This window comes from Pseudoalteromonas sp. S1610 (assembly GCF_005887465.1).
GTDB lineage: Bacteria > Pseudomonadota > Gammaproteobacteria > Enterobacterales > Alteromonadaceae > Pseudoalteromonas > Pseudoalteromonas undina.
The window spans coordinates 18,442-45,347 of sequence record NZ_PNDI01000009.1 but is presented as its reverse complement, the minus strand read 5'-3'; the positions used below and the strand labels follow the sequence as shown (position 1 = coordinate 45,347).

The following is a 26,906-nucleotide window of genomic DNA, read 5'->3' as shown; positions in this document are numbered from 1 at the left end:
TATTTACTTTATTTAGTTACTGTTACCGCTAAATATCCATGGTTGCAGGCAAATCAATTAAGGCGACCATTTTTTCGCCTACATTGACTAACCCTGCTACATATTCACTTTCATTGGTCTGGGTTAAACTCGGCACAGCTTTAGCATCTTGCTCTGCAATACTATAAACATCTGCCACTGCATCTACCGTAATACCCATTACTTTACTTTCTTGTTCAAACTCTATTTTTACAATAATCACTACTGTTAACGGCCCATAGGCAATTGTGGGTAAACCAAAACGTAACCTCAAATCAATAATGGGTACTATCGTGCCGCGTAGATTAATAACGCCTTTTACGTACTCAGGGGCATTTGGCAGTGCGGTTATGTCTTCCCAGCTACGGATTTCTTGCACCGTTAATATATCTACTCCGTATTCTTCTTCAGCCATAATAAAGGTAAGAAACTGCTTAATGCCCTCTTTGCGCTGTAGCTCAATATTGCTATTTAATGCTATTGATTCAGAGAACATGAATCCTCCAGAGTCGCTGATGGCTCAATACTCAATGCTTGGCTGCCAGGTTTTTTTAATCCTGAAAGCTTAATCAAACCGCTAATATCTAAAATTAACGAGACACGACCATCACCTAAAATAGTTGCCCCAGAGACTCCGTCCACTTTGTGGTAATTAGCCTCCAAGCTTTTTATAACCACCTGTTGCTGTGAAAGTAAATCGTCAACGAGCACCCCGACTTTTTGGTTATCGTTCTCCACCACAACCAATAAGGTCTTATCTAATGATTCAATCGCACCTTGATGGTTAAAAATCTCGTATAGGCGCAGAATAGGAATGTATTCATCACGTAACCTGAGTACATCTAGGTCTTTACCAACACGGCTTACTTTTGCAATATCAATTTGTAATGACTCTACAATTGAGATCAGTGGAATAATGTAAGTATGCTTGGCCACTTTTACCAATTGCCCATCTAAAATAGCTAAGGTGAGCGGTAGCCGAATAGTAAAGGTAGAACCAATTCCGGCAGCAGATGTCACCTCTACCGAGCCATTTAATGATTGGATATTGCGTTTAACCACGTCCATACCCACACCCCGGCCAGATAAGTCACTTACTTCATCAGCAGTAGAAAACCCTGGCATGAATATAAGTTCGTTAATTTCATCATCTGTTAACTCGCTATCGCCAGCAATTAGCTCGTTAGTAATCGCTTTTTCTTTAATCTTTTGAGTGTTAAGGCCTTGACCATCGTCCATGATTTCAATGACGATATTTCCTCCCTGATGAAAAGCATTTAATGTAACTTTGCCCACAGGATCTTTACCTGCCGCAATACGCTTTTCTACAGTTTCAATACCATGATCCAGTGAGTTTCTTACTAAATGCACCATAGGATCAGATATTTTTTCCATCACAGTTTTATCTAACTCGGTTTGCTCTCCGATCAGCTTTAACTCCACCTCTTTATTAAGCTTTTGAGCAATATCACGCACCAGACGTGGAAAACGACTAAATACAAAATTAATTGGCAGCATACGAATACGCATCACGTTTTCTTGTAAGTCTCGGGTATTATGCGCTAGTTGCGCCAATCCCTCTTGAAGCGAGGTTACCGCAGTGGCTGTCATTTCCTGTTCGCTAAGCTGATTTAACATTGCTTGGGTAATAACCAACTCACCCACCATATTAATCAATGAATCAACCTTATCTATACCAACCCGAATAGAGGTAGATTCTGGCGCGGCTTTCGCGCTGGGCGCATTGGCAGCTGCCTTTGCTTTATTTGCTTTGGGTTGCTCAGCAGTTTTGGGAGCTTCCTCCACAACAGCCGGTTCGTTAATTACTTCCTCTGATCCAGCTTTAGCATCATTAAATAAGCCACCGCATAGCTCGACTTTAATATCTGCATCATCTTCAACCCATTCAAAAATCTCTTTAATGGCTTGCTCATCGCGCTCAGTGTTTAAGAAAAACCGCCAATATAAAAAGCACTCATCGCTGGTTAATTCTTTAATGTCAGGTATGGCATCGGTGAATGCCTGTACTTCTAGCTCACCAAGCTCAGCTAACTCGCTGATCATAAACAAAGGTTCATTACCGGTTTTAAAAAGATGAAAATGCGGCTTAAAATCAATCTGATAAGTATTAACTATAACCTGCTCATGATGTGTTTCTTCCCCTTGCTCCTCACCAGCTGGCATACCTAGTAATTTTTCGAACTGCTCACGTAAAGTATCTGCTTGGGCTAAATCTGGTTCTTCCTGTACTTTTAGCGAACTTAACAAAGCCCTTAAGCAATCCACTGATTTAAGTAATAAATTAATATGCTCGCTAGTTATATTGCGCTCACCTTCACGAATTTGATCCAATAATGTTTCTAATACATGGGTAAAATTTGCAATTGAGTTAAATCCAAAAGTAGCACTGCCCCCTTTTATTGAATGAGCAGCTCTAAATATAGTATTAATGGTTTCTAAGTCTTCTTCGCCTGGCACTAAGTTGAGTAATTCAGTCTCCATGATATCGAGGCCTTCAAAACTCTCTTCAAAGAACACTTCAAAAAACTGGCTTAAATCAATACTCACAGTGCACTCCTAAGTTAACGGATTACTTTTTTTAGCACGGCTAATAGCTGATCTGGATTAAAAGGTTTTACAATCCATCCTGTTGCCCCAGCAGCTTTACCTTCTACTTTTTTATCCATCCCCGACTCCGTAGTAAGCATAAGCAGCGGTGTAAACTTGTAATCTGGTAGCCCTCTTAGCTCTCTAATAAGTGTGATCCCATCCATAATTGGCATGTTTACATCAGAAATAACTGCATCAAAACCTTGTTGCTTGGCAATGGCTAATGCCTCGCTGCCATCTTTGGCTTCGGTAACATCAAACCCTGCTGTTTTTAACGTAAAGCTCACCATTTGGCGCATTGATGCAGAATCATCGACAGCTAAAATTCTTTTCATATAAACCTCTAGTTAGTACTTTCTGAAGCTAAATATTCACTTAAACCGAGTTGTTCAATGGCATTTTTTAATGCGTCACTGCTGCCAACCCAGGCAATTTTTTGATTGATAGTAAGAAGGTGTTTTTGTAGGGCACAAAGGAGTTGAACCGAGGCGGTATCAGCAGACATGACATCGCTAATATCCAGACAAATATCTCGGCTATTATTAAGCTCGCTTAATAAATCTTGATGTAAAACGTCAACCTGAACAATTGAAAGCTCATTTGGTAGTTTAAGCATTTTTAAGCTTTTCCTTATCAACTCAATCCATAACAAAAGCTTAGACCGAGATAAAGAAAACGCCATAAAAACGACTAAAAAATAACTAATTAATTAAAAACAGCTGTTAAAAAACGTAAAAAGGGGCACAAAGCCCCTTAAAAATTGTTAAACCATTAAAAACTAGTTTTTGTAGTAATCTGCTATTTCAATAAATTCCGCTGTTAATTTTGTAGTATTCACCAACGGCACATCTCCTTGTTTAAATTCGGGCTTAAAAATAGCTCTCAGGGCGCCACTACCATCAACAAGTGCAACCGATGCACTATGATCCACCGCATAGTCAGATTCATCACTATCACTAATTGCATAAATTAATCCCAGCTCTCGTACAAATGGAAATAAGTCTTTATGCTCCCCAGATACAGCTAAAAATTTAGGGTTAAAATAATCTATGTACTCTTTACGCTTTTGAGCAATATCTCGTTTAGGGTCAACAGATATAAACCACACCTGCAGTGGATAGTCAGCTTGTAAGTTTTTATAGACATTGTTGAGCTTAGCAAGCGTCATTGGACAAATGTCAGGGCAGCTTGTGTAGCCTAAAAACACTAAGTTCCATTGTTCTAAAAACTGCTTTTTGGTTACTAACTCCCCCTGTTGATCATTTAGCGAGAAATCAGATAACGGTTTTGCAGTTTCGTACACTAATGCATCAAGATCTTGTAAACTTTTTTTATCATCACATGCCGATAAAAAAAGCACCGAAAAAACAATTAACCCACACCATAACTGCTTCATATAACTAGCCATTTATCTATAAATAAGATAACAAAGAGTATCATTAAATGAACAATCGAAAAACGAAATAAATCCATTGCGGTGTCTTCTTTGGCGGCAAATTTTAAGTTAATTGCTTTGTATATAAAGAGTATATTAAGGATACAGGCCCCACTTAAATAAATAAGTCCCGACATACCTATCAAATAGGGTAATACGCACACAATGGCTAATAGCACTGAGTACGCGAGCACACAGGTTTTACAAAAATCAATACCATGGGTGACAGGTAACATAGGGATTTTAGCGCGTTCGTAATCACTTTTACGCGCGATTGCTAACGCCCAAAAGTGCGGAGGAGTCCATGTGAATATAATCATAACCAACAACCAAGGAGCGGCTGCCATTTGATTGGTTTCAGACACCCAACCAAGTAAAGGTGGCATGGCGCCAGCCAAACCACCAATCACTATATTTTGTGGCGTGGCGCGTTTTAAAAACGACGTATAAATAAATGCGTAACCAACAAGTGCAAATAAGGTAAGTATGGCAGTGAGTGTATTTGCCCACAACATCAACATAATAAACCCTGCCACGCCAATAACAGCAGCAAAACTCAATGCGTGTAATTTACTTAAGCGTCCTTTGGCGACTGGGCGGTGGCGTGTACGTGCCATTTTACTATCAATTTCACTATCAACCACATGATTGATAACGGCAGCTGCCGCAGAGAGTAAACCAATCCCTAATAAACTTATGAACTGAACCCCAATGCCTCTACCAACGTCAGGGGCGAGAGCCAAGCCCACCCATGCCGTTAACACCAACATAGCCACCACTTTAAATTTACTGATTGCTAAATAATCTTGGATTAAATGATAACTTTTAGTCAATAACGATGGGCTATAAACGGGCTGCATTGCTTTTTTGTTAATTGTAAGTGCCATAACGATTCCCCTTTAGGTACGGACTTTTAGGTAATAACATAACCTAACCATAGTTAATAACAGTATGGCAGCCATTAAGTTATGCGCCAGCGCAACACTGATCGGAAAGTGAAAATATACTACAGCTAACCCCAACGCTATCTGGCAAAATAACGCTACCAACACACTCACTGTGCAGCTTTTGATTTTTTGTGAATAGGCATGGCTGTATATTCGCCACATAACGAGTGCCAACACAATACAAGTGACCAATGCCCACATACGATGCAGTAAATGAATAGACATACGCGCTTGTTGTGATAACACGCCAAACTCATAATTACTGTGCTCTAACGGTAACTGAAAAACACTACTGAGCGAAAACGGCTGAGCATAGCTACATAGCGGCAAACCATTACAATGTGGCGCGGCATAATTAGCCGCTAACCAGCCACCTAGAGCGATTTGTAAAATAAGTACCGTGAGCGCCACCAAGCTTAGTTTAAAGTGAGGTTTTGCACCTGCGTCCCCACCCGTAATAGGCTGACTGGTCAGCCTTAAGTACAACAACGTTAATAACGCCAAAATGCTAAACCCTCCGAGTAAATGCCCCATCACAATTAGCGGCTGCAGGTTCATAGTCACCGTCCACATACCTAGCGCGGCCTGAAAAATAACAAGCAAAAGCAGTAGCATCGGTAATTTTACAGGCGTAGTTGGATACTGGCGTTTTACAAAAGCCAAAATAAACAACACTAAAATTAATACTCCGAGCGTGCCAGCAAAATAGCGATGAATCATTTCTTTCCATGCCTTTGCTGTTTCAAATATCATATCGGGGTAGCTTTGAATCGCATGCGCAATCTCAGCTTCATGTTTTGGTACGGTTAAAAAGCCATAACAACCAGGCCAATCGGGGCAACCAAGTCCTGCGTCACTTAACCGCGTATATGCGCCTAGAGCTACCACAACTAATGCGAATAAACTCGTTGCTAATACCAAATTTTTATAGTTTTTATACATAGCAGCCTCTACTTAGCTTGAACGAGAGTAATTAAGTAATTTTTTTAGATCTTTCAATAATCCCTTTTGTATCAAACGGTTTTCTTGTGGTTGAGGATTAAATGGATATTCCAGCACAATCAGTCCCATATGGTCGATTAAATATAAACTCGCGGGTTTTAATTGCTGTTGTTCAGCAATCATATGCCAATGCGGCTTCGCAGCTTTGGGTTTCCCCATTATCGCCATATCTACTTTGTGTTGATTTTTGCCAAGGGCAACATATAAATTATCTAAAGCAGCGAGCTGCTCCGAGCAAGGCTCTTCGCATTGTGCTGAATAATTTAAAGCAATAGTCCATTGTTTTGGATTATGCTGCTGCCAATTGTCTAGCTTAATTTCACGTTCTAAAAACTCACCATGATTAGTAATTGCTGTAGGTAGCCAATCAAGTTTTAACGCGCTGTAAGCCAGCACTAAAGGGATAGCGCAGCATACAACAAAGAGCAACAGGGGTTTATTTTTCATTATCTATCCTCTTCTTGCTTGCAAAAATAGCAACTACCACACAGGCAATCGCAATTAAAAACCACTGTACTGAGTAGGCATAATGTTTTTCTGGACTCATCACAACAGCTTCATAATGGGGGGCCGCAATCTCATCTTCGTCGCCTTGGCGATAGGCCATAAAATCCACTAAAGGTCGCTGGGATTGGCTACTGAGTGATTGCAGATCAATGATTTGAATTCGTTTAGCTAAATCTGACTGAGTATTGCTATTAGCTAAGGTAAAGCCACTTAAGTTATCTTCTTTAATTTGTGCCGTTAACGTAAATTTACCACTAGGTATTGTCACGTTTGGTAGGACTTCTCTTGAACTGCCAGCTTTTACCCAGCCTAAATTAACTAATAAAAAGCGCGAATCATCAGGTAACTTTAATAATGCCAGTAAGTCGTAACCAACCTGACCATTATAAATTTGGTTATCGAGCAGCCAATAATTATTGGTATCAAAATAACCACTCAACGAAACTAATACCCCGGTTTTATTCCACTCTTTTGGCAGTTGTTGCAACTGTGACCAGCTCATAATCCCTTGCTGCTGAATATTTTCAATGGCATTAAGCTGCTGTTGCTTTTGATCTGCGCGCTGTAATTGCCAAAACCCTAAACGCACACAAACTAATACCACAATAACAACCAGGCAAACTGTGATTATTGAGCTAAGCTTTTGTTTGTTAAATACAACTAACTGCATAAGGGTAAATCCAGTGATTATTAAAATTATTATTGTTCTACTGTTATTATTTATATTGTTTAATTTATTTCGTGCTTTATTTATTATGGTGTCGGGAAAAACCAATGGACGCCCCATGTCTCACTTTTTAGGGCGTCGAGTGTTATTTTCTGTTGTGGTATTAGTGATGGTAATTGCCGCACTAAAGCTCGGTTTAATTACGGCAAATCAATCACCTTTGCCCACTACAGTACATATACAAAAACAAACAAACATAGCCAAACAACATCAACAAAATGCCAGTACCACGCCGCAGCTTGAAACGCGAAGTGCTTATTTTTTGTAAAGTGGCCTTTTAAAATCCGTAGGAAAACGATTAATAAAATAATGGTACCTAAGGTGACATGCATACCGTGAAAACCGGTTAGCAGAAAGAAGGTATTACCGTAAATTCCCGCATCAAGGGTTAAATTAAGGTCATTATAAGCATAAATATATTCTTCTACTTGGAGCCCTAAAAAGCATACTCCCAGCAAAATAGTTACGCCTAAAAACACCTTAAGTGGAGTACGTTTGTTATTTTCCATCGCTACATGGGCAAAATGCAGAGTTACCGACGAAGCCAATAAAATAAGGGTATTTATCAGTGGTAACCCTTGCCAACCCATTGCTTGAGTAGAGGTGCCCCCAGGGGTATTTAACAATGGCCACACAGCCTCAAAAGTAGGCCATAACACTTCGTTAGTCATGGCGTTGTTATCGGCGCCTCCAAGCCAAGGCACAGAAAACATGCGGGCATAAAAAAGGGCCCCAAAAAAGGCCATAAAAAACATGACTTCTGAAAAAATAAACCAGCTCATACCTTGTCTAAATGAGCGATCCATTTGTGCAGAATATAAACCTTGATGCGACTCTTCAATCACATTTTTAAACCAGCTAAACAGCATATAAAGCAATACGGCAATACCCACATACAGTAAGTAAACACCACTGCCTCCCTCTTTACCCATATCCATAACTGTTAAGGCTGCCCCTACCGCAATAAAAAATAGCGCCACCGCGCCAACTATTGGCCATGGGCTTTGATCAGGTACATAATAATGTTCATATTTTTGATTCATTTCATTTGCTCCTAGTTTTTCACTAGTTTTATAAGCTAGTTATTACTGGCTACTAACTTCTCGCTAATATCAAATACGGTATAAGACAGAGTTAACTCCTCCACATCACTGGGTAACTCAGTATCAACATAAAAAAGTAATTTAAACTCTAGCTCCTCGCCAGCCTTCAAAGGTTGCTGGTCAAAGCAAAAACACGCTATTTTGTGTAAATACTTAGCCGCTTTACCCGGCGCTACCGAAGGTATCGCTTGCATCACTTTGTCTTCATTACTATTGTTTTTAGCGCTAAACATAACCTCACGCATGGCCCCTGGTTTTACATCTACACTGTATTCTTTAGATTTAACCTCAAAAGGCGCACCACTTTGGGCATGGGTGGTAAAACTAACGCTAACTTCTCTATTTTCAGTAACCAAGGTACTTTGCTGTGCTTGCTCTAACGAGGGCTTACCATTAAGCCCGGTTATATCGCAAAACACGTCATATATAGGTACCATGGCAAATGCAAAAGCAAACATTGCAATGCAAATAACCACCAGCTTTTTTAATAACGGCAAGTGAGTCATTATTTAATGTCCGGCGGCGTTGAGAACGTATGATATGGCGCTGGTGAATCAACTTCCCATTCAAGCCCTTCTGCCCCATCCCAAACTTTTGCAGGCACTTTATCTCCCCCTTTTGCACATTTATACACAACAACAACGAACAGTAATTGCGATAAACCAAAGGCAAACCCACCTATACTAATAATGGCGTTAAAGTCAGCAAACTGCAGTGCATAATCTGGAATTCGACGTGGCATACCAGCTAACCCCACAAAATGCATTGGGAAAAACAGCACATTTACACTTACCAAGGACAACCAAAAATGCCATTTTGCCAAAGTAATATTGAACATATTTCCGGTCCATTTTGGCAACCAATAATAAGCCCCCGCCATAATAGAAAATACCGCGCCCGTCACCAGCACATAATGGAAGTGTGCAACTACAAAGTAGGTGTCGTGGTATTGAAAATCAGCAGGTGTGATCGCCAACATCAATCCCGAAAAGCCACCTAAAGTAAACAGCACAATAAATGCGATACTAAACAGCATGGGCACTTCAAAGCTAATAGAGCCACGCCACATAGTTGCTACCCAGTTAAATACTTTTACACCGGTAGGTACCGATATCAACATAGTCGCGTACATAAAAAACAACTCACCCGCCACGGGCATACCTGTGGTAAACATATGATGCGCCCACACAATAAAGCTCAACAAGGCAATCGAGGAAGTGGCGTACACCATAGAGGCATAACCAAATAGTTTTTTACGTGAAAAAGTAGGAACAATCGTAGAGATAATGCCAAAGGCAGGCAAAATCATAATATAAACTTCAGGATGACCAAAAAACCAAAATATATGCTGGAACATTACCGGATCGCCACCACCAGCGGCGTCAAAGAAGCTGGTCGCAAAGTATTTATCGGTGAGTACCATAGTAACTGCACCAGCAAGTACCGGCATTACTGCAATAAGTAAAAAAGCCGTGATCAGCCATGTCCACACAAATAACGGCAGTTTCATCCATGTCATCCCCGGAGCACGCATATTCACTATGGTGACCACCACATTAATGGCACCCATAATCGAACTGATACCCATTATATGTACCGCAAATACAAACATTGCTGTGTTGTCGTTACTATAAGTGGTGGAAAGCGGAGCGTAAAAGGTCCACCCAAATGCAGGACCGCCACCAGGCATAAACAATGACGCTAACAAAATCAAAAACGCAAATGGTAAAATCCAGAAGCTCCAGTTGTTCATTCTCGGTAATGCCATATCTGGCGCACCAATCATTAACGGAATCATCCAGTTTGCCAATCCAGTAAATGCAGGCATTACTGCACCAAACACCATGATTAAACCGTGCACTGTGGTCATTTGATTAAAAAAGTGAGGATCAACCAATTGTAAACCCGGCTGAAATAACTCAGCCCGAATAACCATGGCCATTGCTCCACCAATCAAAAACATGGTGAGAGAAAAAATTAAATATAAGCTTCCGATATCTTTATGGTTGGTTGTAAATAACCAGCGCTTAAAGCCTGTTGCAGGTTGATGGCCATGATGAGCCTCATTGGAATTAGGTTGTTCTGCAATGCTACTCATTATTTAGCCTCCCCATCAGCATCCAGTGCCGCTTGTATTTCGCTTGGTTGAATTACCTCTCCGGTGTCATTACCCCATGCGTTACGCTTATAAGTAATAACGGCTGCTATCTGCTTAATAGATAATTGCTTTGCGAAAGACTGCATCGCTGTACCTGGTTTACCATGAAGTAAGATATCGATATGACCTTTGATATCACCTATAACTATTGGGCTGCCTTTAAGTGCTGGAAAGACACCCGGCAAACCTAAACCTGTAGGTTGATGACACGCTGCACAGCTCGCCATATAAACTTGCTCACCAAGAGCCATCAGCTCCTCTTTTGGTACCACTTGATCTAATAACGCAGCGTCTGCTTCAGCCGCTTTTTGTTTAGCTTGTTTAGCTTCTGCCAACCACGTTTTGAAGTCTTCTTCTGTTTTTGCTTCTACCACAACAGGCATGAAGCCATGATCTTTACCACACAGCTCTGCACACTGCCCGCGGTAAGTACCTACTTCATTAATATTGGTCCATGTTTCGTTAATAAACCCAGGGTTTGCATCTTTTTTAACTGCAAAATCAGGTACCCACCATGAGTGAATTACATCATCTGAAGTCATTAAAAAACGAACTTTTTGGTTAATCGGTAGCACTAGTGGCTTATCTACTTCGAGTAAATAATTCGGGTTTTTATCGGCAAGATTCGTTATTTCATTTTGAGGAGTCGCTAACATTGAATAAAACTCAACGTCCTCCCCCATATACTCGTAATGCCACTTCCACTGTGATCCAGTAATTTTTATGGTGATATCAGCTTTGCTGGCATCCTCCATGGCAATTAACGTTTTAGTCGCAGGAATGGCCATAACAATTAAGATGACAAAAGGAATGGCAGTCCAGAGTATTTCTACTTTGGTACTTTCATGAAACTGGGCAGGGACAGCCCCTTTAGACTTGCGATGATGGATGAGTGCCCAAAACATAATGGCAAACACGATCACCCCAATCACACAACATATTAAAAATATGGTCATGTGCAGTTGGTATACATTATTACTTATATCAGTTACGCCTTTACGCATATTATATTGGCTATTAGCAAGCACATTTTGCGAAAAAACTAACAATATAAGCCACAAGGAAGAACTCAGCTTACCCATGTGACGGCTCCTTTGATGCTATTGCTGACGCAAAGCGAAGAGGCATACGGCTTAAACGCCCATTCGTTATTTTTATTTTTTATAAGGGTGCTGGAGTTACTAAATGTGTGTGCTCAAAACGACAAGGCTGTGAGTTATTTTTATTCCAGCTCTTTAATAACTAGTTAAAAAATAAACAATAAGCAAGGTGAGTATGAAAAATAAACAAGGGGGTTACTTAAAAAAGTGCAGCAAAAAAATATTAACTAATGAGGTAATTAATCTAAGAGTCAGAGTTGGTAAGGGGTAGCTTGAATAACAGCGGAAAAAAAATAAAGTTTTATGATTTAAAACAATTAGAATAAATTTGTTTATTTATAAAGTATTTAGCGATTTTTTGAAATAACAAAAAGCGATTCACAAGCAATATCGTACAAAAATAATTCATGTAAAAACAGCGCCTAATCAATATTAAGCGCTAAGTTATGTTTAACTATCACATCCAATCAGCGTTACGAATAACACCCACCGCTAAACCTTCAATATTGAAAGATTCATTCTCCAAGTCTACTTCAATAGCTGAAAACTCGTCATTTTCAGCATGCAGTAATACTTTTCTGCCGGCTTTTTCTAGACGTTTAACCGTAACATCATCATCCACTCGAGCAACAACAACCTGACCATTTTCAGCTACTTGAGTTTTATGTACAGCGAGTAAGTCGCCATCCATAATGCCAATATCTTTCATACTCATGCCGTTAACACGCAGTAAAAAATCGGCCGCAGGTTTAAACATTAAAGGGTCAATTTTACAGTGGCTTTCTACATGCTGTTGCGCCAATATTGGCTCACCCGCAGCAACTCGACCAATTAAAGGTAAGCCCAGTTGCTCTGGCTCTTCTTCTTCAACAAGCTGAATACCCCGACTCGCGCCCGGCTTCATTTTAATCACACCTTTTTTAGCCAGTGCTTTTAAATGTTCTTCTGCAGCATTTGCACTTTTAAAACCCAGTGTTTGTGCAATCTCGGCACGTGTAGGAGGCATACCAGTGTCTTTAATAAACACTTTGATAAGTTCGAGTATTTGCGCTTGGCGTTTCGTTAATGGTCGCATACAACTGGTTTTCCATACAGTACAATTAACTGTGAGTATATACAGTTATTTTAAGATCGCAAATATAAATTAAGTTAGTTCCACTGATAATAATTAGCTTATCGCATTAAGGATATAACCCGCTCATAACTACTAAAAATTATTTTTGCACTGATTAAAGCAACCAATCAACAGTAAAAATAAAAAATGTATCTTAAAATTTACAACAATAGTTAATTTTAATAGCTGGCAATGTTAATTAATTGAAATAAAAATATTGGCGTGTACACTTTATGTGGACAAAACAAACCAAAAAGGACTATGAAATGAAAAAATACTCACCCTTATTTATCGGGCTCCTATTCAGCGGCTATACACAAGCTCAAGTTCCGCTTTTTGAAGTGCAATATATTAATGAGTCACAAAGCGTGGCCACACAAACAAGTAATCAATTACAGTTTGGCCAGCCTCTTTTTGAGCTCACAAATAGCACAAATACCTTTCTTTTACCTGTTAAAGGTAACGACATTGAATTTATAAAAAGTTCAACAAGTTTGTCAGCAACGGGAAGCTTAATTTGGATTGGTAAAAGTTTAGAAGATGACGAAATAACACTTATTAAATCTGCAAAAGGCATTTCGGGTACTGTAAAAGTAGGTGAACAGATATATAAATTACAACCAAATAAGCACTCTGGTCATAATTTCATTGAATTAGATCCCCAAAAGCAGCCAGCTGAACATGCTCCCGACTATAAACAGTCTAATCACCTGGAGTTTATGAGTGAACAAATTTTAACAGCTCAAAACACTCAATCGGTAATGGCTAACGAAACGCAAAGTAATATTAGTTTATTAGTTTTATATACCCCAGCAGCAGCTCAAAAATCAGGGGATATAAATAGCTTAATTGATCTTGCGGTTGTTGAAACCAACCAAGGTTATCAAAACTCAGGCGTCAACGCAGTTGTTAGCATAGCCCACATGAGCCAAATTAATTATACTGAAGCTGCAAACTCAAGTACTGATTTAAATCGTTTAGCAGCTAAGAACGATGGTTATATGGATGAAGCACATACATTACGCGATCAATTCGGTGCAGATGTAGTTATATTAGTAAATGATGTCAATGGTTACTGTGGCCAGGCCAAAGCTATTGGCGCTAATGCTCAAAGCGCTTTTGCTATGGTCGATTATAATTGTGCAACGGGCTACTATTCCTTTGGTCATGAGATTGGGCACTTACAAGGCGCTCGCCATAATCCAGAAAACGATCCTTCAACAACTCCTTATTCATTTGGACATGGTTACCAACAGCCTCAATCACAATGGCGTTCAGTGATGGCATATAATTGTCCAGGTAATTGTACACGTATTAATTACTGGTCGAACCCTAATAAATCATACAATGGAGATGTAATGGGGACTTCGGCAGAACATGACAATGCCAGAGTGTTAAACTTAACTAACCCTATTATTGCAAACTTTAGATCTTCAACCCCCCCAATTCCTGGTGACAATGTACTCCAAAATAACCAAGCAATTATGGTTAATGGCGCAAAGAATAGCGAAAAATTATTTACATTTGCAGTACCAAGTGAAGCAACACAAGTTACTTTTAGAACATCAGGTGGTAGTGGTGATGCTGATATATATGTAAAATTTAACGAAACGGCATCCACAAATAATTTTGATTGTCGCCCATATAGAAATGGCAATAATGAGAGCTGCAGTGATACTCGCAGTGGAAATTACTCTGTCATGCTCAAAGGCTTTGATGCTTATAATAATGTAGAACTGGTCGCTAGTTACCAATAATAAGCAAGCTACATAAGCAGGCGTCGTAGTATGGCTACCTGCTTAAATTAAGCTAAAAAAATTTTATTTGCTATCACTCACGACAAGATTTAAATTTCACCTTAATATGAGCTCAATTTTATATTTTTAAACATTCTTTTAGGAGCGAGTATGAGCATTTGGCACCAACCAATTACATTAGAGTTTTGTAAGCAATTAGATCAAGGGATCACTGGCCAAGGCACGCTCATGAAGACCATGGGAATTGAAATCAGTGAAATTGGAGATGACTACTTAGTCGCCACTATGCCGGCAATTCCAGAGCATCATAACCCTATGGGTATAGTGCATGGTGGTGCCAATGTAGTCCTTGCTGAAACCGTAGCAAGTTATGCCGCTAACTTTGTAGTTGATTTCAGTCGATTTTATTGTGTTGGGCAAGAGATCAGCGCAAGCCACTTAAAAGCGTCACGCAACGGCACATTAACGGCTACCGCAAGGGCTTATCATATTGGTAAACGCAGCTCAGTTTGGGATATTAAAATAACCAATAGTCGCAATGAGCTTTGCTGCGTATCAAGAATGACCGCAGCCGTAGTCGAACGAAAAGGTTAAATTACTTTTCCAGAGGGTAAATAGTAACTTCTATGCCTGCGCCAATTGCAGATATGCGTAACAAGGTATCTGCATGCAAGGCCTGATTAAAACATTTTGGCGACGTACCCGACTCAAACCCCATATCAAAGGTTCTACGAGAACAACTTAACCATTGCTTTAATGCATTGCGTGAACACGACTCAATTAGTTCACATAAGTGATTAATTGCTTTATCAGGTGTGGTTATTTCACCAGCTACTTCGATGCGTGCCAGTTGGCGGTATTCGTCTTTATCATAATGTAAAATGGTTGCGACCTTTTTTAAATCAGCAACTAATACGCTAATATCTTGCTTTGACTCGAGCTCTAGATCTACATTTAAAAATTGAATTTCCGACATACAGTTGTGTTACCCCACTTAAATTTCACCGCAAACTTTAACCTAATTTTGCATTTATACCAAATCAACAGCTTATAATTTATTTAATTCCTTTATTAAGCTGCAAGTATTAAAGTAACGGTTAATACAGCTATTAACCTAATGGTAGCTAGCTCCATTAGGTGCCTTGCAAAAAATAATAATAATGAGAAAGCGAATGAACAAACGCATTTTTAAAACAGCCCGTAAGCTGCATAAATGGCTAGGCTACTTTTTGGTAATACAAATTTTTGCATGGCTGCTTGGCGGTTTATTTATGAGCGCCATGCCACTTGAAAAAGTACACGGTAAACACCTTGCAAACCGCCAACTAGAAAACCCTTTCAGCCAAGCCGATTACACAGCCTCACTTGATAAAATTATTGCGAATACACCACAACCCCAGCAAATTAATTATAGTCACTTTTTAAATACCCCAGTAATTACAGTAACTACAGCGAGTAAAACCTATAGTTTTAATGGTACAACTGGCGACCCACTTTCAGCACCAAGCAAGGCACAAATAATCACTAATGCCCACGCTCACCTTTTAATTAATGCAAACGTTATAAGCACAAAAAAGCTGGCAACCAGTTTTAGAGAAGCCGGGTTTAAAGAAAATATTTGGCAAGTTAATTTTAACGATATGCTTAGCACCAGCTTATATTTTAATGCTGATAACGGCAAGTTCATTACAGTTCGCAGTAATATTTGGCGAGTGTTTGACTTCTTTTGGATGTTACACATTATGGATTACGATGAGCGCGAGGATTTTAACAACCCGTTACTCATTAGCTTTGCTGCCAGCAGTGTGTTTTTTAGTTTTACTGGTTTTATTTTATTACTGCAAAACATCCGATTAAGAACAAGAAAACGTAAGCTATCCTGAGTTTTTAAGCAGGTTGTACAGAAAACTGATTTACCATTTAGGTTATTCTCTTTAAAATCGCGGCTCCTGTAGTTCACTAAAGTGATAGGATATGCCGCATTTTATTTTTGCGTTATTGCTTTGCGTTGTCAGCTTTAATCTTAATGCTGAGCAATTTACTCGTTTTTCCAGTGCTAAAAAACACTTAATTAAAACCTTACCAACGGATGCAAAAAGTATCTATTGTGGTTGCGACATAAAACGTAAAGGCAAAAAGTTAGTACCCGATGCAACCCATTGTGGTTATGTGCCACGCAACACATTTACCCGCTCAGGTAACGTGAACCAACGCGCTCTGCGAATAGAGTGGGAACATATCGTACCCGCTTGGGAGTTCGGTCATCAGTTACAATGCTGGCAAGATGGTGGACGTAAAAATTGCCGTAAAGTAAGTGCAAAGTTTCGCATGATGGAAGCTGATATTAACAATTTAGCTCCCGCAATCGGTGAAATTAACGCTGATCGTTCAAACTATCGCTTTGGCATGTTAGCCCAAAATGCTAATCAATATGGTCGCTGTGAGGTTAAGGTTAATTTTAAACAACGCGTTATAGAGCCTCCGGTTTATGCACGTAAACGTATTGCCGATGCATACGCTTACATGCAAAAAACTTATGGTTTAAAAATATCAAATAAACAACAAAAGCTGTTTAATGCGTGGCAACAACAAGCTTATGCCGCAAACACCGACAGTAAAAAGCTGTAAACTTATGTTTATAATGCTTGGTGTGGTCCAAATATTTCGTAATGAATATTCGAGCTCTGTACACCTAAGTCAAGTAGTTGGTCTTTTACATAAGCCATAAATGAAGCTGGTCCACACAAATAAAATGCCCCTTCGCTAATAGGCAGTGATGCCTCAAGCACAGATAAATCCATAAGACCTGTGTAATCACATCCCCCACCACCTTGATTAAACCAGGTTAAGGTTTTTAGTTGTGGATGCATAGCCGTTTGCTGAGCTAGGTAGTCTTTAAATGAATACTCCAAGCTATTTTCACACGCGTGTAAGTAACTAATCGCTTGATTAGTATTGTCGCTCAATAGCGTTTGCAGCATAGCCATCATTGGGGTTTGGCCAACACCTGCAGAAATAAGCACAACGGGGCTTGTTGCGTCTTTCAAAAAGAAGTCACCTGCTGGTGGGTATAGCTCTACTAGTGCGCCCTGCTCTAGTGAGTGTAAATAGTTAGACACCACGCCAGGCTGTGGTTGGCACTCTTTTTTAACGCTAATACGATAGTTTTTAGCATTGCTCTTTTGCGAAATAGAATACTGGCGGATCTCTTCATATTCTGCCCCCTCAGGCTTAACTTTAATGCCAAGATATTGTCCTGGCTTATGGGAAATAACAGCTTTGCCGTCTACAGGCGTGAGGATAAAGCTGGTTACAAATTCAGACTCAACATGTTTATGAGTAATTTCAAACTTCCGTGTGCCTACCCAGCCACCGTGGTTATTTTTACTGTGTGCATACAACGCTGCTTCTTCGGTAATACAAATATCAGCCAGTAGGTTATAAGCTTCTCGCCATGCGTATTCAACATCAGCTGTAAACTGTTCAGGAATAAGCTCTTTAAGTGTGCCGATCAAATGCGCCCCTACAATAGGGTAGTGCTCGGGTAAAATATTCAAGCTGGTATGCTTATGGTTAATTCTTGCTAATGCCTCTTTTAACACGGCTAAATTATCAATATTTTGCGCATACGCAGCCAAGGCATTAAATAATGCAAATTGCTGACGACCCGTTTCTTGGTTAGTCATATTAAAAATATGTTTAAGTTCCGGGTTATGGCTAAACATGCGCTTATAAAAATGATCGGTGACGGCTGTGCCCGCTTCTGCAAGTAATGGAGCTGTACTTTTTACAATCTCAATAGTTTTTTCAGATAACATTTTGGTTTCCTATGGGTGAACTAACCACGACGCCCATCAACACGACGCCGCGTTAATATAGGAGTGCAGTGAATTAAAAATAATAAAAAGGCCAGTAACCAAAGCACAGCACTGATCTGCCAAGCTAGGTGTGGCCCAATAAAAGACGGGAGAAAAGCACGAATAATTGCGGCACTAAACACCAATGCAAATGCAAGATTCATAAAACCAGGAATACTAAGTGAGCGACCGGTATGTCCTAGTGATACCCGTGTCATCATGGCTAAAATCATCATGCCGATACCACCAATAGTGATAAAATGCAGAGCGTCTTTAAACAGTATTGCACTGCTATAAAAACTGATTGCCACTAACATTAAACCTATACCTAAAGCTAAATACGCAAAGTGTAACGACCATAATAATGGGACTTTTAGGACTTGCTTGTTCCACCAGCAAACACCGCGAACTAAATGCAAAAACGCTGCACTCATCACAACTAGTGCAGGGTTAATTACAGTGAAAAATAATTTACTAATAAAAAATAATGCTATCGCCAATACCGATAAGTATAAAATAGCTTTATCTATGTTTGGTGTGCGTACCTGCTTAGATAAGCCCAGCCCTTTGACAGTAAAAAAGGGTAATACACGCCCAGCTACAACCCCCACCAACAAGCTTATAACCAGTACTGCGGTATCAACCATTGCAAGCGCTAACTGCGTTTGGTTTTTTAGCACTAGTATTAAATACAACATATTGAGCGTACATAAAAATGAAAGAATAAATAAAAACAAGTAGTTGCGTTTACTGCTCGCTTTTATCAACATGCTGGCTAACACTATGATTACCGAGAGCCACCAAACAACTTGTAAAATCAGTACCGCATAAACATTAAACTGAGCAATGCTAGGCACAACTACAAAAAAACTAAGCCGTGCACTAAGCCATATTAGGCTAAGCCACATCAATGGTTTACCGTTAATACTTGCAACACCGGTCCATGTTTGTGCTGCAGTAAGTAAAAAGCCAGCCACAACCACGCCCGCAAAACCAAATAACATTTCATGTGCATGCCACAAATTAGCAGGCATAACTAAATACCACTGTGCATCGCCACTTAAAATAAGTAACCAATAACCCACAGATAAACACGCTAGTGATCCACCAGCTAAAAAAAAGGGTCTAAATGCCAACATCCATAATGACCATTGTGATACTTGATGAAATGCGACCTGCGCTGGCATAGGTTCGGCTAAGTTTATGGGCTTCATTAGCGCACCTCCTGTCCCAGCCCATGCTGTGCCACACAGCGCAGTACGTAACTCACTTTGATAATAGCCGCGAGAACAATCGTGCTAATGTGTGCAAAAATTTGTACCGGTATAGAAAAGTAGCCTGCATAGGGATAACTTATTAGCAGCGTAATCAACACCCCCAATACGCTAATACATAGCATCTTATTTGCATGAGATAGCACACGGTAATACAGAGAATTAGACTTCACTGAATAATTAACCTGCTCTAAAAAAATACTGCTCATAACAACTCCAATAACTGCTTTCGTTATTTTGTTATTACACAGACCATGCCAATTAAATAAAACCCTTAAATTCAACGCGTTATTTAATTTCACTTTACAAAAAGAGTCTTTATGACCTACTATAAAAACCAATTAAATACACTAACAGGTCATTTTGACATGAACCAACAACTCAATCTGACTCAAGTTGCCTTGGAGCTTGCACAAAGCACCTTACATGCCCACAGTTTTGAGCAGCTCTTAGCCACAGTTGAACGTGTTATTCCAAGTGATGCTAGCGCCTTGTTAATTCGCCAAGGCGAGCAATTAAAGCCTTTAGCGATTAAAGGTTTAATGCCTGATAGCTTAGGTAGGCGCTTTAACATTGCAGAGCATCCTCGCCTTGATGCTATTTGTAATCACCGCTTGGCACTGCAATTTGCACATGACTGCCCGCTCCCAGACCCATATGACGGCTTACTACTAGCTAAAACGGGTGATATTCCAGTGCATGCCTGCTTAGGGTTACCGCTTTATGATAAAGATTCGCTGCTTGGTATTTTGACCTTTGATAGCCTAAACGCTGATGCGTTTGACGGCATTACCGCTGATACGCTTAATACCTTACAAACCTTGTGCAGTGCGCACTTTAAAACAGCCCTAGAGCTTGCTCATTACAAACAACATGCCCAGCACTCAAGTGAATTAGTACAAGAGTTAAACCGTGAGGCGCTCAAGCGTGATGGTGGTGAAATTATTGGCCAAAGCCCAGTAATACAAACCCTTAAAAACGAAATAAAGCTGGTTGCAGCCTCTAATTTTAGTGTATTAATTTTAGGTGATACTGGGGTCGGCAAAGAGTTGGTGGCGCGTAATATTCACTTGCATTCAGCACGCAAAGATCAGCCATTGATCCATTTAAATTGTGCATCACTGCCTGAAAACCTCGCCGAAAGTGAATTTTTTGGCCATGCAAAAGGCGCCTTTACGGGGGCACAAAATGCTCGCCAAGGTAAGTTTCAATTAGCCGATGGCGGTACCTTATTTTTGGATGAAATAGGCGAGCTACCACTGGCAATGCAAAGTAAATTATTACGGGTACTGCAAAGTGGCGAAGTACAAACCGTTGGTGAAGATGAACTTAAATATGTTGATGTTAGAGTGATTGCAGCCACTAACCGTGATTTGAAACACGAAGTAGAACAGGGGCGATTTCGCGCCGACTTATATCATCGCCTAAGTGTGTACCCGTTAAGCGTGGCGCCGTTAAAAGCCCGTGATGAAGATGTTATTTTATTAGCCGGTTATTTTTTGGAAAAAACAGCTCGTAAGCTTGCGATTAAACAGCTAAAACTCAGCATTGAAACGCAATTACTGCTAAAAAAATATGACTGGCCTGGCAATGTAAGAGAGCTGGAACATGTTATTAATCGCGCCGCATTAAAAGCTAAACAGCATCAGTGGCAGCAACCAATTATTACTATTGAGCCAGAGCATTGCGAGCTAAATTTAAGCGCTGTTAACACCTTAGCTCTTGAACACTCAAACCAGCTTGCAACCACACCTTTAACAAACAACATTTCGTTAAAACAAGCCACCGATACTTACACTCAGCAGCTTATTATACAGCAACTTAAACAACATAATTATAACTGGGCAAGCACAGCGCGTAGTTTACAGGTCGACCGCGCTAACTTAACACGGCTAGCCAAGCGCTTGGGTATTTCTATAAAAAAATCGTTGTAGCTTTTTTAACTTAATTTACGCTGCTTAAAATAGGTTTTTAATAACTGACTAAACGCTTGCACTTTCGCAGTACGATGCACTAAATGATGCGTCACTAACCATAAGTCAGTAGGCCAACTAAGTTCGTTAGGTAATACAGGCACTAAATCAGAGTATTGCGCTGCAACATCATGTTGTAATCCGCCAATCCCTAGCCCCTTAACGATGGCGCGAGTAGCCTCTGAGGTTTCTGATACTCTAAGTTTAACTTGCGACGAGGGAATATTTTCATCAACCCACGAAAAATATGGCACTTTGCCATTATACCCAGCCACACCCGATACAAAATTATGCACCGAGAGTTGTGCTAACGTTTGTGGCAAGCCATAACGACTAATGTAATGTTTTGAGGCATAAAATCCTGACGAGAGTGCCGCCAAGTGCTGCGCAATATAATCACCTTCATCCGGTCTAGGGCCTGCTCTTACAGCGATATGTGCTTGGCCATGGTCTAAACGCAAACGCTTTTGATCCATAATCACTTGTAATTGCACTTGCGGATGCAAGGTTTGAAACTGCTCGCATACCTCACTTAATACATCTATAAAACCACTCACAGTGGTGAGTAACAAACTACCTTGTAAGGTACTATCTGCTGCAATTATGTCACTGTGTAAACGCTCTAGCTCACCGTTAATTGCTTGTGCTGTGGTAAATAACTTAGCGCCAATCTCTGTTACTTTGTAGCCACGAGCATGGCGGTGGAATAATCGCGCATTTAAGCTTTTTTCTAAGTTATTAATTCGTCTGAGCACCGTACTGTGATGAACATCTAGCGCTTCGGCTGCTGCAGTTAAAGTACCTAACCGCGCCACCTCAAAAGCAACCTTAAGATCTTGCCAATCATCAAATTGAATTGCCATGGTAACCACTCTTCAAGCTGTGCATATATGCACACAAGTTTTGCGTTTATTTGGCTTTTCTGCAAGTAATTATTTGTTAAAGTCATACCTATAGATAATCAGCATCAGGATCAACTCATGACTACACCAAAAATTATTGCCCTAGCAGGTAGCTTACGTAAAGACAGCTTCCATCAAAAACTTATTAATGAAGCTGCACGTTTTGCACTAGAAAGTGGCGCTGAAGTGGAAGTGATTAAACTTGCAGACTTAGCCATACCAATGTTTGATGAAGATTTAGAAGCACAAGGCACACCAGCCGGCGTACAACAATTAAAGGACAAACTGCGCACAGCCGATGGTATTTTACTGGCCAGCCCAGAATATAATGGTTCTATTACCGCGGTGTTAAAAAATGCCATTGATTGGGCATCGCGCACCGAACAAGGCGCAGAGCCTGCATTTGCAAATAAAGTAACCGCATTATATGCAGCATCACCAGGTGGACTTGGCGGCTTACGTGGCTTAAATCACGTGCGTGATATTTTATCTGGCATTGGCAGTTTAGTATTAGCCAATCAATTAGCTGTACCGGCTATTCATACTTTGTTAGACGAAAACGGCCGTATTAACGACCCTGCTACCGCTGAAAAAGTAGCCGGCCTTGCGCAGCAGTTGGTTAGCGTAGCAAGTAAACTAAAATAAACATTCGCTACAACTTTGTTGCTGCAAGCTTTGCAGCAATAAAGTCTTCATGGGTAACGTACAATAGGTTTGCAACACGACGAATAACGTATTCTTCTTGTGGATCAAGTTCACCATCTGAGTATGCTAATCGCCAGAGTAGTTCAACTATTTCAATGCGCTGCTTTGCACTGCATTGATTATTAATTTGCTTTGAAAATTGAAAATAATCAATGGCGTCATCTAAGCTCGAACTTGCCTGCTCAGTTAGCTCATCGACTGCTTCATCAGTTAAATCAAAATACTTTTTTAATGTCAGACTTAGCGTATGCTGCTCATCTGCCTGTAAATCGTTATCCGCTCGCATTACCTCAATTAATAACGCGGCAACCGCTGTTTTTAAATCATGTTGTTCAATATCATAATCTTGCTGATCAATACTCGAAAAAAGCTGTTTAATTTGCTTGAACATCACATTTCCCCTTTTTGGGTGTTAGACTTATATCATAACGGGTGTAATAGATATGCTGATCACACTACCCAAAATCAAGATGGAGTTAAAGGTTTATGAGCAGAAAAGCAAATCATTATATATATGGAAGTATTAGCTGGGTATTTTTAACAGCGTGTTCGAATGTGTCGGCAGAACAAACTGAAATGCAGCGACTCTATGACTTTGATGAAAAGGTGCATTACAAGCAAACTCAAATAGACACTAACAATTACCACTTAGAAATACAGTCTGATGACTATCCACATTTTAGAAACCAAAGTGTGTTTTTATTGCGCCACGCAAACCGTTTATGTCGCGATAACCCTTTCATGTTAAAAGTAACTGAAGGCGTGCAAGAGTATGAGCGCTTTCCAACTAAACCACGCGCTTATCAGCCACCACTGAGTGTATTTGTGCAGTGTGAAATGCCTGCAGAAAAAACCTCAAAGAAATAACACCTCGTTATGCTTCCATAAAACCACTGAGCGTTAAAACAGCCAGTGGTTTTAATATAAAAAGATTAGTTAACACCATACCCCCATGGTGCAGCCGGTGGTGTGATAGGCTTAGTTAAATCAAAGTCAACGCGGAATTCGCGACCTTGGCGAATGAGTCGGTAAGTGAACTTTTCAGGGTAAATATACATTTGCCATGTATTGCCAACCGATTGTGGTATGCCTTGGCTAACAAATAACTCTTTTGAATACTGATCAGCAGGGAATGACTGCATGTTAGTAAAACCCGCATCAAGCGTATGGCCACCATACATAGTTGATACATCATCAGTACCATCTTTATGGCGGTGATCGTGTTTTAGGCTCAACCCACTGCCTGTTTTTGTGATGATCCACGTACGTGAGGCGTCATCACCCACATGAAACGGCACTTGTAGCTCACGTTCATTACACTTACGCACATGCATAACTAATTTTTTATCGGCAAATGAACTCGGCCCTGTGGCATTATCAACCGTTACTTTACCTTCAAAAGCTTTACCACAATGGGCAACAATATTATCAAAAAAGCCATCATGGCTTGGAATTGATACTAAAGGTGCAGGGCGTGCTATTGCAGCGGTTGATGCAAGCATTAGTGCTGCAGCTGTTAATAATTTCATAATGTATCCCTAAACATGTAAAAAATTAGCTTAGCGTTTAAACAAACACAAAGACAATAATCACGATGAACAGCATCTGACAGCAATAAAAAACGCGGCTTATGCCGCGTTTTACTATCTAGTATCTTTTAAACTATTCACTGCCAAGGACGCTCAGCAGCAAGTTTTGCTTCAAATGCATCAATTTGTGGGTTCAGGGTCTCGGTTACACCGATAAAGTCTAAGCCACTTAATAAACGCTCTTTCACGTCTTTGCGAATATCAAAGCTGATTGGCGCAAATTTATTGCTGCGCAATTGCTGGTTTTCTAAATCCACATCAATGTGAATATCGTCATGCTGCTCACTTAACACAAATAAGTCTTCTAATATTTGCGCTGGCAATGCAATAGCAAGCATTTGGTTATTACCACAGTTATTAAAGAAAATATCAGCAAAGCTTTCAGCCAAAATCACTTCAAAACCATATTGTTTAAGCGCCCATGGTGCGTGCTCACGTGATGAACCACAACCAAAATTATCGCGGGTTAGTAGTATTTGCGCGCCTTGATAGCAAGGACGGTTCAAAATAAAATCAGGGTTTGCCTCGCCATTATCTAAATAACGCCAATCGTAAAATAGCGCAGCATCAAAACCATCACGGCTGGTTGAAGTTAAAAACTGCTTTGGAATAATTTGGTCGGTATCGACATTGTTTTTATCAAGTGGGGCCATTAAGCCACTAAAATAAATGCTCATTAGGCTTCTCCTCTAATATCAACAAAGTGGCCATGTATTGCTGCCGCTGCCGCCATTGCTGGGCTCACTAAGTGTGTACGCCCACCTCGACCTTGGCGTCCTTCAAAGTTACGGTTAGATGTAGATGCACAGCGCTTACCTGCACCTAAGCGATCGTCATTCATTGCTAAACACATAGAACAACCCGGCTCACGCCATTCAAATCCTGCAGCTTTAAATATGTCGGCAAGGCCTTCATCTTCTGCTTGTTGTTTAACCAAACCTGAGCCAGGAACAATTAATGCTTCAATACCTGCAACCACTTGCTTGCCTTCAACAATTTTTGCAGCGGCGCGTAAATCTTCAATGCGGCTGTTGGTGCATGAGCCAATAAATACTGTGTCTACTTTGGCAGTAGATAACTTATCGCCCGCTTTTAAACCCATGTATTTAAGTGCACTACGAATGGCATCAGCTTTAATTAAATCAGTTTCTTTGTCTGGATCTGGAATACATTCGTCAACGCCAATCACTTGCTCTGGGTTAGTCCCCCAGGTGATTTGTGGTTGAATATTAGCAGCATCTAGCTCTACCTCTAAGTCAAAGGTTGCGCCATCATCAGTTTTTAAGGTTTCCCAGTAGGCAACAGCGGCGTCAAAATCAGCGCCTTTTGGTGCAAATGGACGCCCTTTTAAGTACTCGTAAGTGATTTTATCTGGGGCAATTAAACCTGCCTTGGCACCCATTTCAATACTCATGTTACACAACGTCATGCGCGCTTCCATCGAAAGCGCCTCTATGCCTTCGCCACAAAATTCAGCCACATAACCCGTACCACCAGCAGTGCCTAGTTTACCTATAACCGCCATAATTAAATCTTTAGCAGTTACTGTTGGGCGTAACACACCGTTAATTTGAATTTTTAACGACTTAGCCTTTTTTTGCTGTAGCGTTTGCGTAGCTAATACGTGCTCAACTTCTGAGGTTCCAATACCATGGGCAAGCGCTCCAAACGCGCCGTGGGTTGAGGTATGACTATCGCCGCATACTATGGTGGTGCCTGGCAAAGTGATCCCTTGCTCTGGGCCAATCACATGTACTATACCTTGATTTACTGAATTTAGGTCGTACAGCAAAATACCAAATTCTTTACAGTTTGCATCCAGTGCCATTAGTTGATTTTTAGAGACTTCGCTGGCTGCATCTAATGAACGGCTTTTAGTTGAAACATTATGATCCATGGTCGCAATGGTTTTTTCTGGACAGCGCACTTTACGATTTTTTTCACGTAAACCTGCAAATGCTTGTGGCGACGTCACTTCGTGTACTAAATGACGGTCAATATAAAGTAAATCGGTTTGCTCGTTGATGCTGGCAACCGTGTGTGCTTGCCAAATTTTATTGTATAAAGTTTGAGCCACTTGCTAACTCCCTGATCTGATTGAGCCACAGCCTAACGGTGCTGTGGCTTT

The 26,906-nt window shown here is 40.3% G+C and carries 31 protein-coding genes; 8 read left to right on the top strand and 23 right to left on the bottom strand.

The features are described from left to right. Positions 1–28 precede the first annotated feature (28 nt). From CWB77_RS04500 to CWB77_RS04460, 9 genes are all read right to left on the bottom strand, one after another. Positions 29–514, bottom strand: a complete 486-nt coding sequence (locus tag CWB77_RS04500) for a chemotaxis protein CheW (protein WP_008465584.1) — start codon at positions 512–514, stop codon at positions 29–31. Next, positions 496–2,586 (bottom strand): chemotaxis protein CheA, encoded by a 2,091-nt coding sequence (locus CWB77_RS04495; protein WP_010392398.1) that lies wholly within the window; start codon positions 2,584–2,586, stop codon positions 496–498. The genes CWB77_RS04500 and CWB77_RS04495 overlap by 19 nt, the downstream gene beginning before the upstream one ends. A gap of 14 nt (positions 2,587–2,600) precedes the next feature. Beyond that, positions 2,601–2,963 carry a response regulator gene (locus CWB77_RS04490; RefSeq protein WP_008115349.1) on the bottom strand — a complete coding sequence of 121 codons (363 nt, stop codon included), beginning with the start codon at positions 2,961–2,963 and terminating at the stop codon, positions 2,601–2,603. An 8-nt stretch (positions 2,964–2,971) separates the two neighbouring features. Further along, a complete protein-coding gene (locus CWB77_RS04485; RefSeq protein ID WP_008465590.1) occupies positions 2,972–3,244 on the bottom strand; it encodes an STAS domain-containing protein in 273 nt (90 codons plus the stop codon). Between the two features lie 162 nt (positions 3,245–3,406). Further along, entirely contained in the window at positions 3,407–4,024 is a 618-nt protein-coding gene (locus CWB77_RS04480; protein WP_055012740.1) for an SCO family protein, read from the bottom strand. Further along, positions 4,021–4,950, bottom strand: coding sequence for a heme o synthase (gene cyoE / locus CWB77_RS04475; protein WP_010392393.1), 930 nt, complete (start codon positions 4,948–4,950; stop codon positions 4,021–4,023). The genes CWB77_RS04480 and cyoE overlap by 4 nt, the downstream gene beginning before the upstream one ends. A gap of 12 nt (positions 4,951–4,962) precedes the next feature. After that, entirely contained in the window at positions 4,963–5,952 is a 990-nt protein-coding gene (locus tag CWB77_RS04470; RefSeq protein WP_054202824.1) for a COX15/CtaA family protein, read from the bottom strand. Positions 5,953–5,964: 12 nt separating this feature from the next. Then, entirely contained in the window at positions 5,965–6,459 is a 495-nt protein-coding gene (locus CWB77_RS04465) for a redox-active disulfide-containing membrane protein (RefSeq protein WP_054202823.1), read from the bottom strand. Next, positions 6,449–7,189: an SURF1 family protein gene (locus tag CWB77_RS04460; protein WP_138621537.1), complete on the bottom strand. Its 741-nt coding sequence runs from the start codon at positions 7,187–7,189 to the stop codon at positions 6,449–6,451. Before CWB77_RS04460 ends, CWB77_RS04465 begins: the two co-directional genes overlap by 11 nt. Between CWB77_RS04460 and CWB77_RS18780 the strand changes: the two genes are divergently transcribed. Further along, entirely contained in the window at positions 7,143–7,514 is a 372-nt protein-coding gene (locus CWB77_RS18780; protein ID WP_308200203.1) for a DUF2909 domain-containing protein, read from the top strand. The genes CWB77_RS04460 and CWB77_RS18780 overlap by 47 nt on opposite strands. On the opposite strand, the gene CWB77_RS04450 is transcribed toward CWB77_RS18780, so the two are convergent. The 5 genes from CWB77_RS04450 to lexA form a co-directional block, all read right to left on the bottom strand. Further along, the gene (locus CWB77_RS04450) at positions 7,414–8,289 is read right to left on the bottom strand and encodes a cytochrome c oxidase subunit 3 (RefSeq protein WP_010392387.1); all 876 of its coding nucleotides are present in this window, start codon (positions 8,287–8,289) and stop codon (positions 7,414–7,416) included. The two genes, CWB77_RS18780 and CWB77_RS04450, sit on opposite strands and share 101 nt — an antisense overlap. 35 nt (positions 8,290–8,324) lie before the next feature. Beyond that, positions 8,325–8,855, bottom strand: coding sequence for a cytochrome c oxidase assembly protein (locus CWB77_RS04445; protein ID WP_010392384.1), 531 nt, complete (start codon positions 8,853–8,855; stop codon positions 8,325–8,327). Continuing rightward, positions 8,855–10,447: a cytochrome c oxidase subunit I gene (gene ctaD, locus CWB77_RS04440; RefSeq protein WP_010392382.1), complete on the bottom strand. Its 1,593-nt coding sequence runs from the start codon at positions 10,445–10,447 to the stop codon at positions 8,855–8,857. The genes CWB77_RS04445 and ctaD overlap by 1 nt, the downstream gene beginning before the upstream one ends. Then, complete coding sequence (coxB, locus tag CWB77_RS04435; RefSeq protein WP_054202822.1) at positions 10,447–11,589, bottom strand: cytochrome c oxidase subunit II; 1,143 nt, start codon at positions 11,587–11,589, stop codon at positions 10,447–10,449. Before coxB ends, ctaD begins: the two co-directional genes overlap by 1 nt. A gap of 475 nt (positions 11,590–12,064) precedes the next feature. After that, on the bottom strand, positions 12,065–12,682 hold the full coding sequence (gene lexA / locus CWB77_RS04430; protein ID WP_010392379.1) for a transcriptional repressor LexA: 618 nt from the start codon (positions 12,680–12,682) through the stop codon (positions 12,065–12,067). A gap of 305 nt (positions 12,683–12,987) precedes the next feature. Here lexA and CWB77_RS04425 point away from each other — a divergent pair, with 305 nt between their 5' ends. Together CWB77_RS04425 and CWB77_RS04420 are read left to right on the top strand one after the other, a co-directional pair. Continuing rightward, the gene (locus tag CWB77_RS04425) at positions 12,988–14,478 is read left to right on the top strand and encodes a M12 family metallo-peptidase (RefSeq protein ID WP_138621535.1); all 1,491 of its coding nucleotides are present in this window, start codon (positions 12,988–12,990) and stop codon (positions 14,476–14,478) included. 150 nt (positions 14,479–14,628) lie between these two features. Further along, entirely contained in the window at positions 14,629–15,072 is a 444-nt protein-coding gene (locus CWB77_RS04420; protein WP_008114168.1) for a PaaI family thioesterase, read from the top strand. 1 nt (position 15,073) lies between these two features. On the opposite strand, the gene CWB77_RS04415 is transcribed toward CWB77_RS04420, so the two are convergent. Beyond that, positions 15,074–15,454, bottom strand: a complete 381-nt coding sequence (locus tag CWB77_RS04415; RefSeq protein WP_008114170.1) for a hypothetical protein — start codon at positions 15,452–15,454, stop codon at positions 15,074–15,076. A gap of 196 nt (positions 15,455–15,650) precedes the next feature. Here CWB77_RS04415 and CWB77_RS04410 point away from each other — a divergent pair, with 196 nt between their 5' ends. Both CWB77_RS04410 and CWB77_RS04405 read left to right on the top strand, forming a co-directional pair. Beyond that, positions 15,651–16,361 carry a hypothetical protein gene (locus tag CWB77_RS04410; RefSeq protein WP_138621533.1) on the top strand — a complete coding sequence of 237 codons (711 nt, stop codon included), beginning with the start codon at positions 15,651–15,653 and terminating at the stop codon, positions 16,359–16,361. Between the two features lie 91 nt (positions 16,362–16,452). Next, entirely contained in the window at positions 16,453–17,106 is a 654-nt protein-coding gene (locus CWB77_RS04405; RefSeq protein WP_138621531.1) for an endonuclease, read from the top strand. An 8-nt stretch (positions 17,107–17,114) separates the two neighbouring features. Here the strand turns inward: CWB77_RS04405 and hmpA are convergent, their stop codons facing one another. Genes hmpA through CWB77_RS18480 form a run of 3 tightly spaced genes read right to left on the bottom strand, consistent with a single transcriptional unit; the run spans position 17,115 to position 19,818 of the window. Continuing rightward, positions 17,115–18,296: an NO-inducible flavohemoprotein gene (gene hmpA, locus CWB77_RS04400; RefSeq protein ID WP_138621529.1), complete on the bottom strand. Its 1,182-nt coding sequence runs from the start codon at positions 18,294–18,296 to the stop codon at positions 17,115–17,117. Between the two features lie 20 nt (positions 18,297–18,316). Then, entirely contained in the window at positions 18,317–19,549 is a 1,233-nt protein-coding gene (locus tag CWB77_RS04395) for an NnrS family protein (RefSeq protein WP_138621527.1), read from the bottom strand. Continuing rightward, positions 19,549–19,818 (bottom strand): hypothetical protein, encoded by a 270-nt coding sequence (locus CWB77_RS18480; RefSeq protein WP_249931422.1) that lies wholly within the window; start codon positions 19,816–19,818, stop codon positions 19,549–19,551. Before CWB77_RS18480 ends, CWB77_RS04395 begins: the two co-directional genes overlap by 1 nt. A gap of 159 nt (positions 19,819–19,977) precedes the next feature. Here CWB77_RS18480 and norR point away from each other — a divergent pair, with 159 nt between their 5' ends. Next, entirely contained in the window at positions 19,978–21,543 is a 1,566-nt protein-coding gene (gene norR, locus CWB77_RS04385; RefSeq protein ID WP_171043251.1) for a nitric oxide reductase transcriptional regulator NorR, read from the top strand. 5 nt (positions 21,544–21,548) lie between these two features. Here norR and CWB77_RS04380 read toward each other — a convergent pair whose 3' ends face one another. After that, entirely contained in the window at positions 21,549–22,445 is an 897-nt protein-coding gene (locus CWB77_RS04380) for a LysR family transcriptional regulator (protein ID WP_010392364.1), read from the bottom strand. Positions 22,446–22,562: 117 nt separating this feature from the next. Between CWB77_RS04380 and CWB77_RS04375 the strand changes: the two genes are divergently transcribed. Then, positions 22,563–23,129, top strand: coding sequence for an NADPH-dependent FMN reductase (locus CWB77_RS04375; RefSeq protein ID WP_054202817.1), 567 nt, complete (start codon positions 22,563–22,565; stop codon positions 23,127–23,129). Between the two features lie 7 nt (positions 23,130–23,136). Here CWB77_RS04375 and CWB77_RS04370 read toward each other — a convergent pair whose 3' ends face one another. Then, positions 23,137–23,580 carry a tellurite resistance TerB family protein gene (locus tag CWB77_RS04370; RefSeq protein ID WP_036980539.1) on the bottom strand — a complete coding sequence of 148 codons (444 nt, stop codon included), beginning with the start codon at positions 23,578–23,580 and terminating at the stop codon, positions 23,137–23,139. 95 nt (positions 23,581–23,675) lie between these two features. Here CWB77_RS04370 and CWB77_RS04365 point away from each other — a divergent pair, with 95 nt between their 5' ends. Further along, positions 23,676–24,056, top strand: a complete 381-nt coding sequence (locus CWB77_RS04365; RefSeq protein WP_010392359.1) for a hypothetical protein — start codon at positions 23,676–23,678, stop codon at positions 24,054–24,056. A 65-nt stretch (positions 24,057–24,121) separates the two neighbouring features. On the opposite strand, the gene CWB77_RS04360 is transcribed toward CWB77_RS04365, so the two are convergent. The 3 genes from CWB77_RS04360 to leuC form a co-directional block, all read right to left on the bottom strand. Further along, a complete protein-coding gene (locus CWB77_RS04360; protein ID WP_138594016.1) occupies positions 24,122–24,718 on the bottom strand; it encodes a hypothetical protein in 597 nt (198 codons plus the stop codon). A 137-nt stretch (positions 24,719–24,855) separates the two neighbouring features. Then, entirely contained in the window at positions 24,856–25,455 is a 600-nt protein-coding gene (gene leuD, locus CWB77_RS04355) for a 3-isopropylmalate dehydratase small subunit (RefSeq protein ID WP_055012750.1), read from the bottom strand. Further along, positions 25,455–26,855: a 3-isopropylmalate dehydratase large subunit gene (gene leuC, locus CWB77_RS04350; RefSeq protein WP_138621521.1), complete on the bottom strand. Its 1,401-nt coding sequence runs from the start codon at positions 26,853–26,855 to the stop codon at positions 25,455–25,457. The genes leuD and leuC overlap by 1 nt, the downstream gene beginning before the upstream one ends. Between the last annotated feature and the right edge of the window lie 51 nt (positions 26,856–26,906).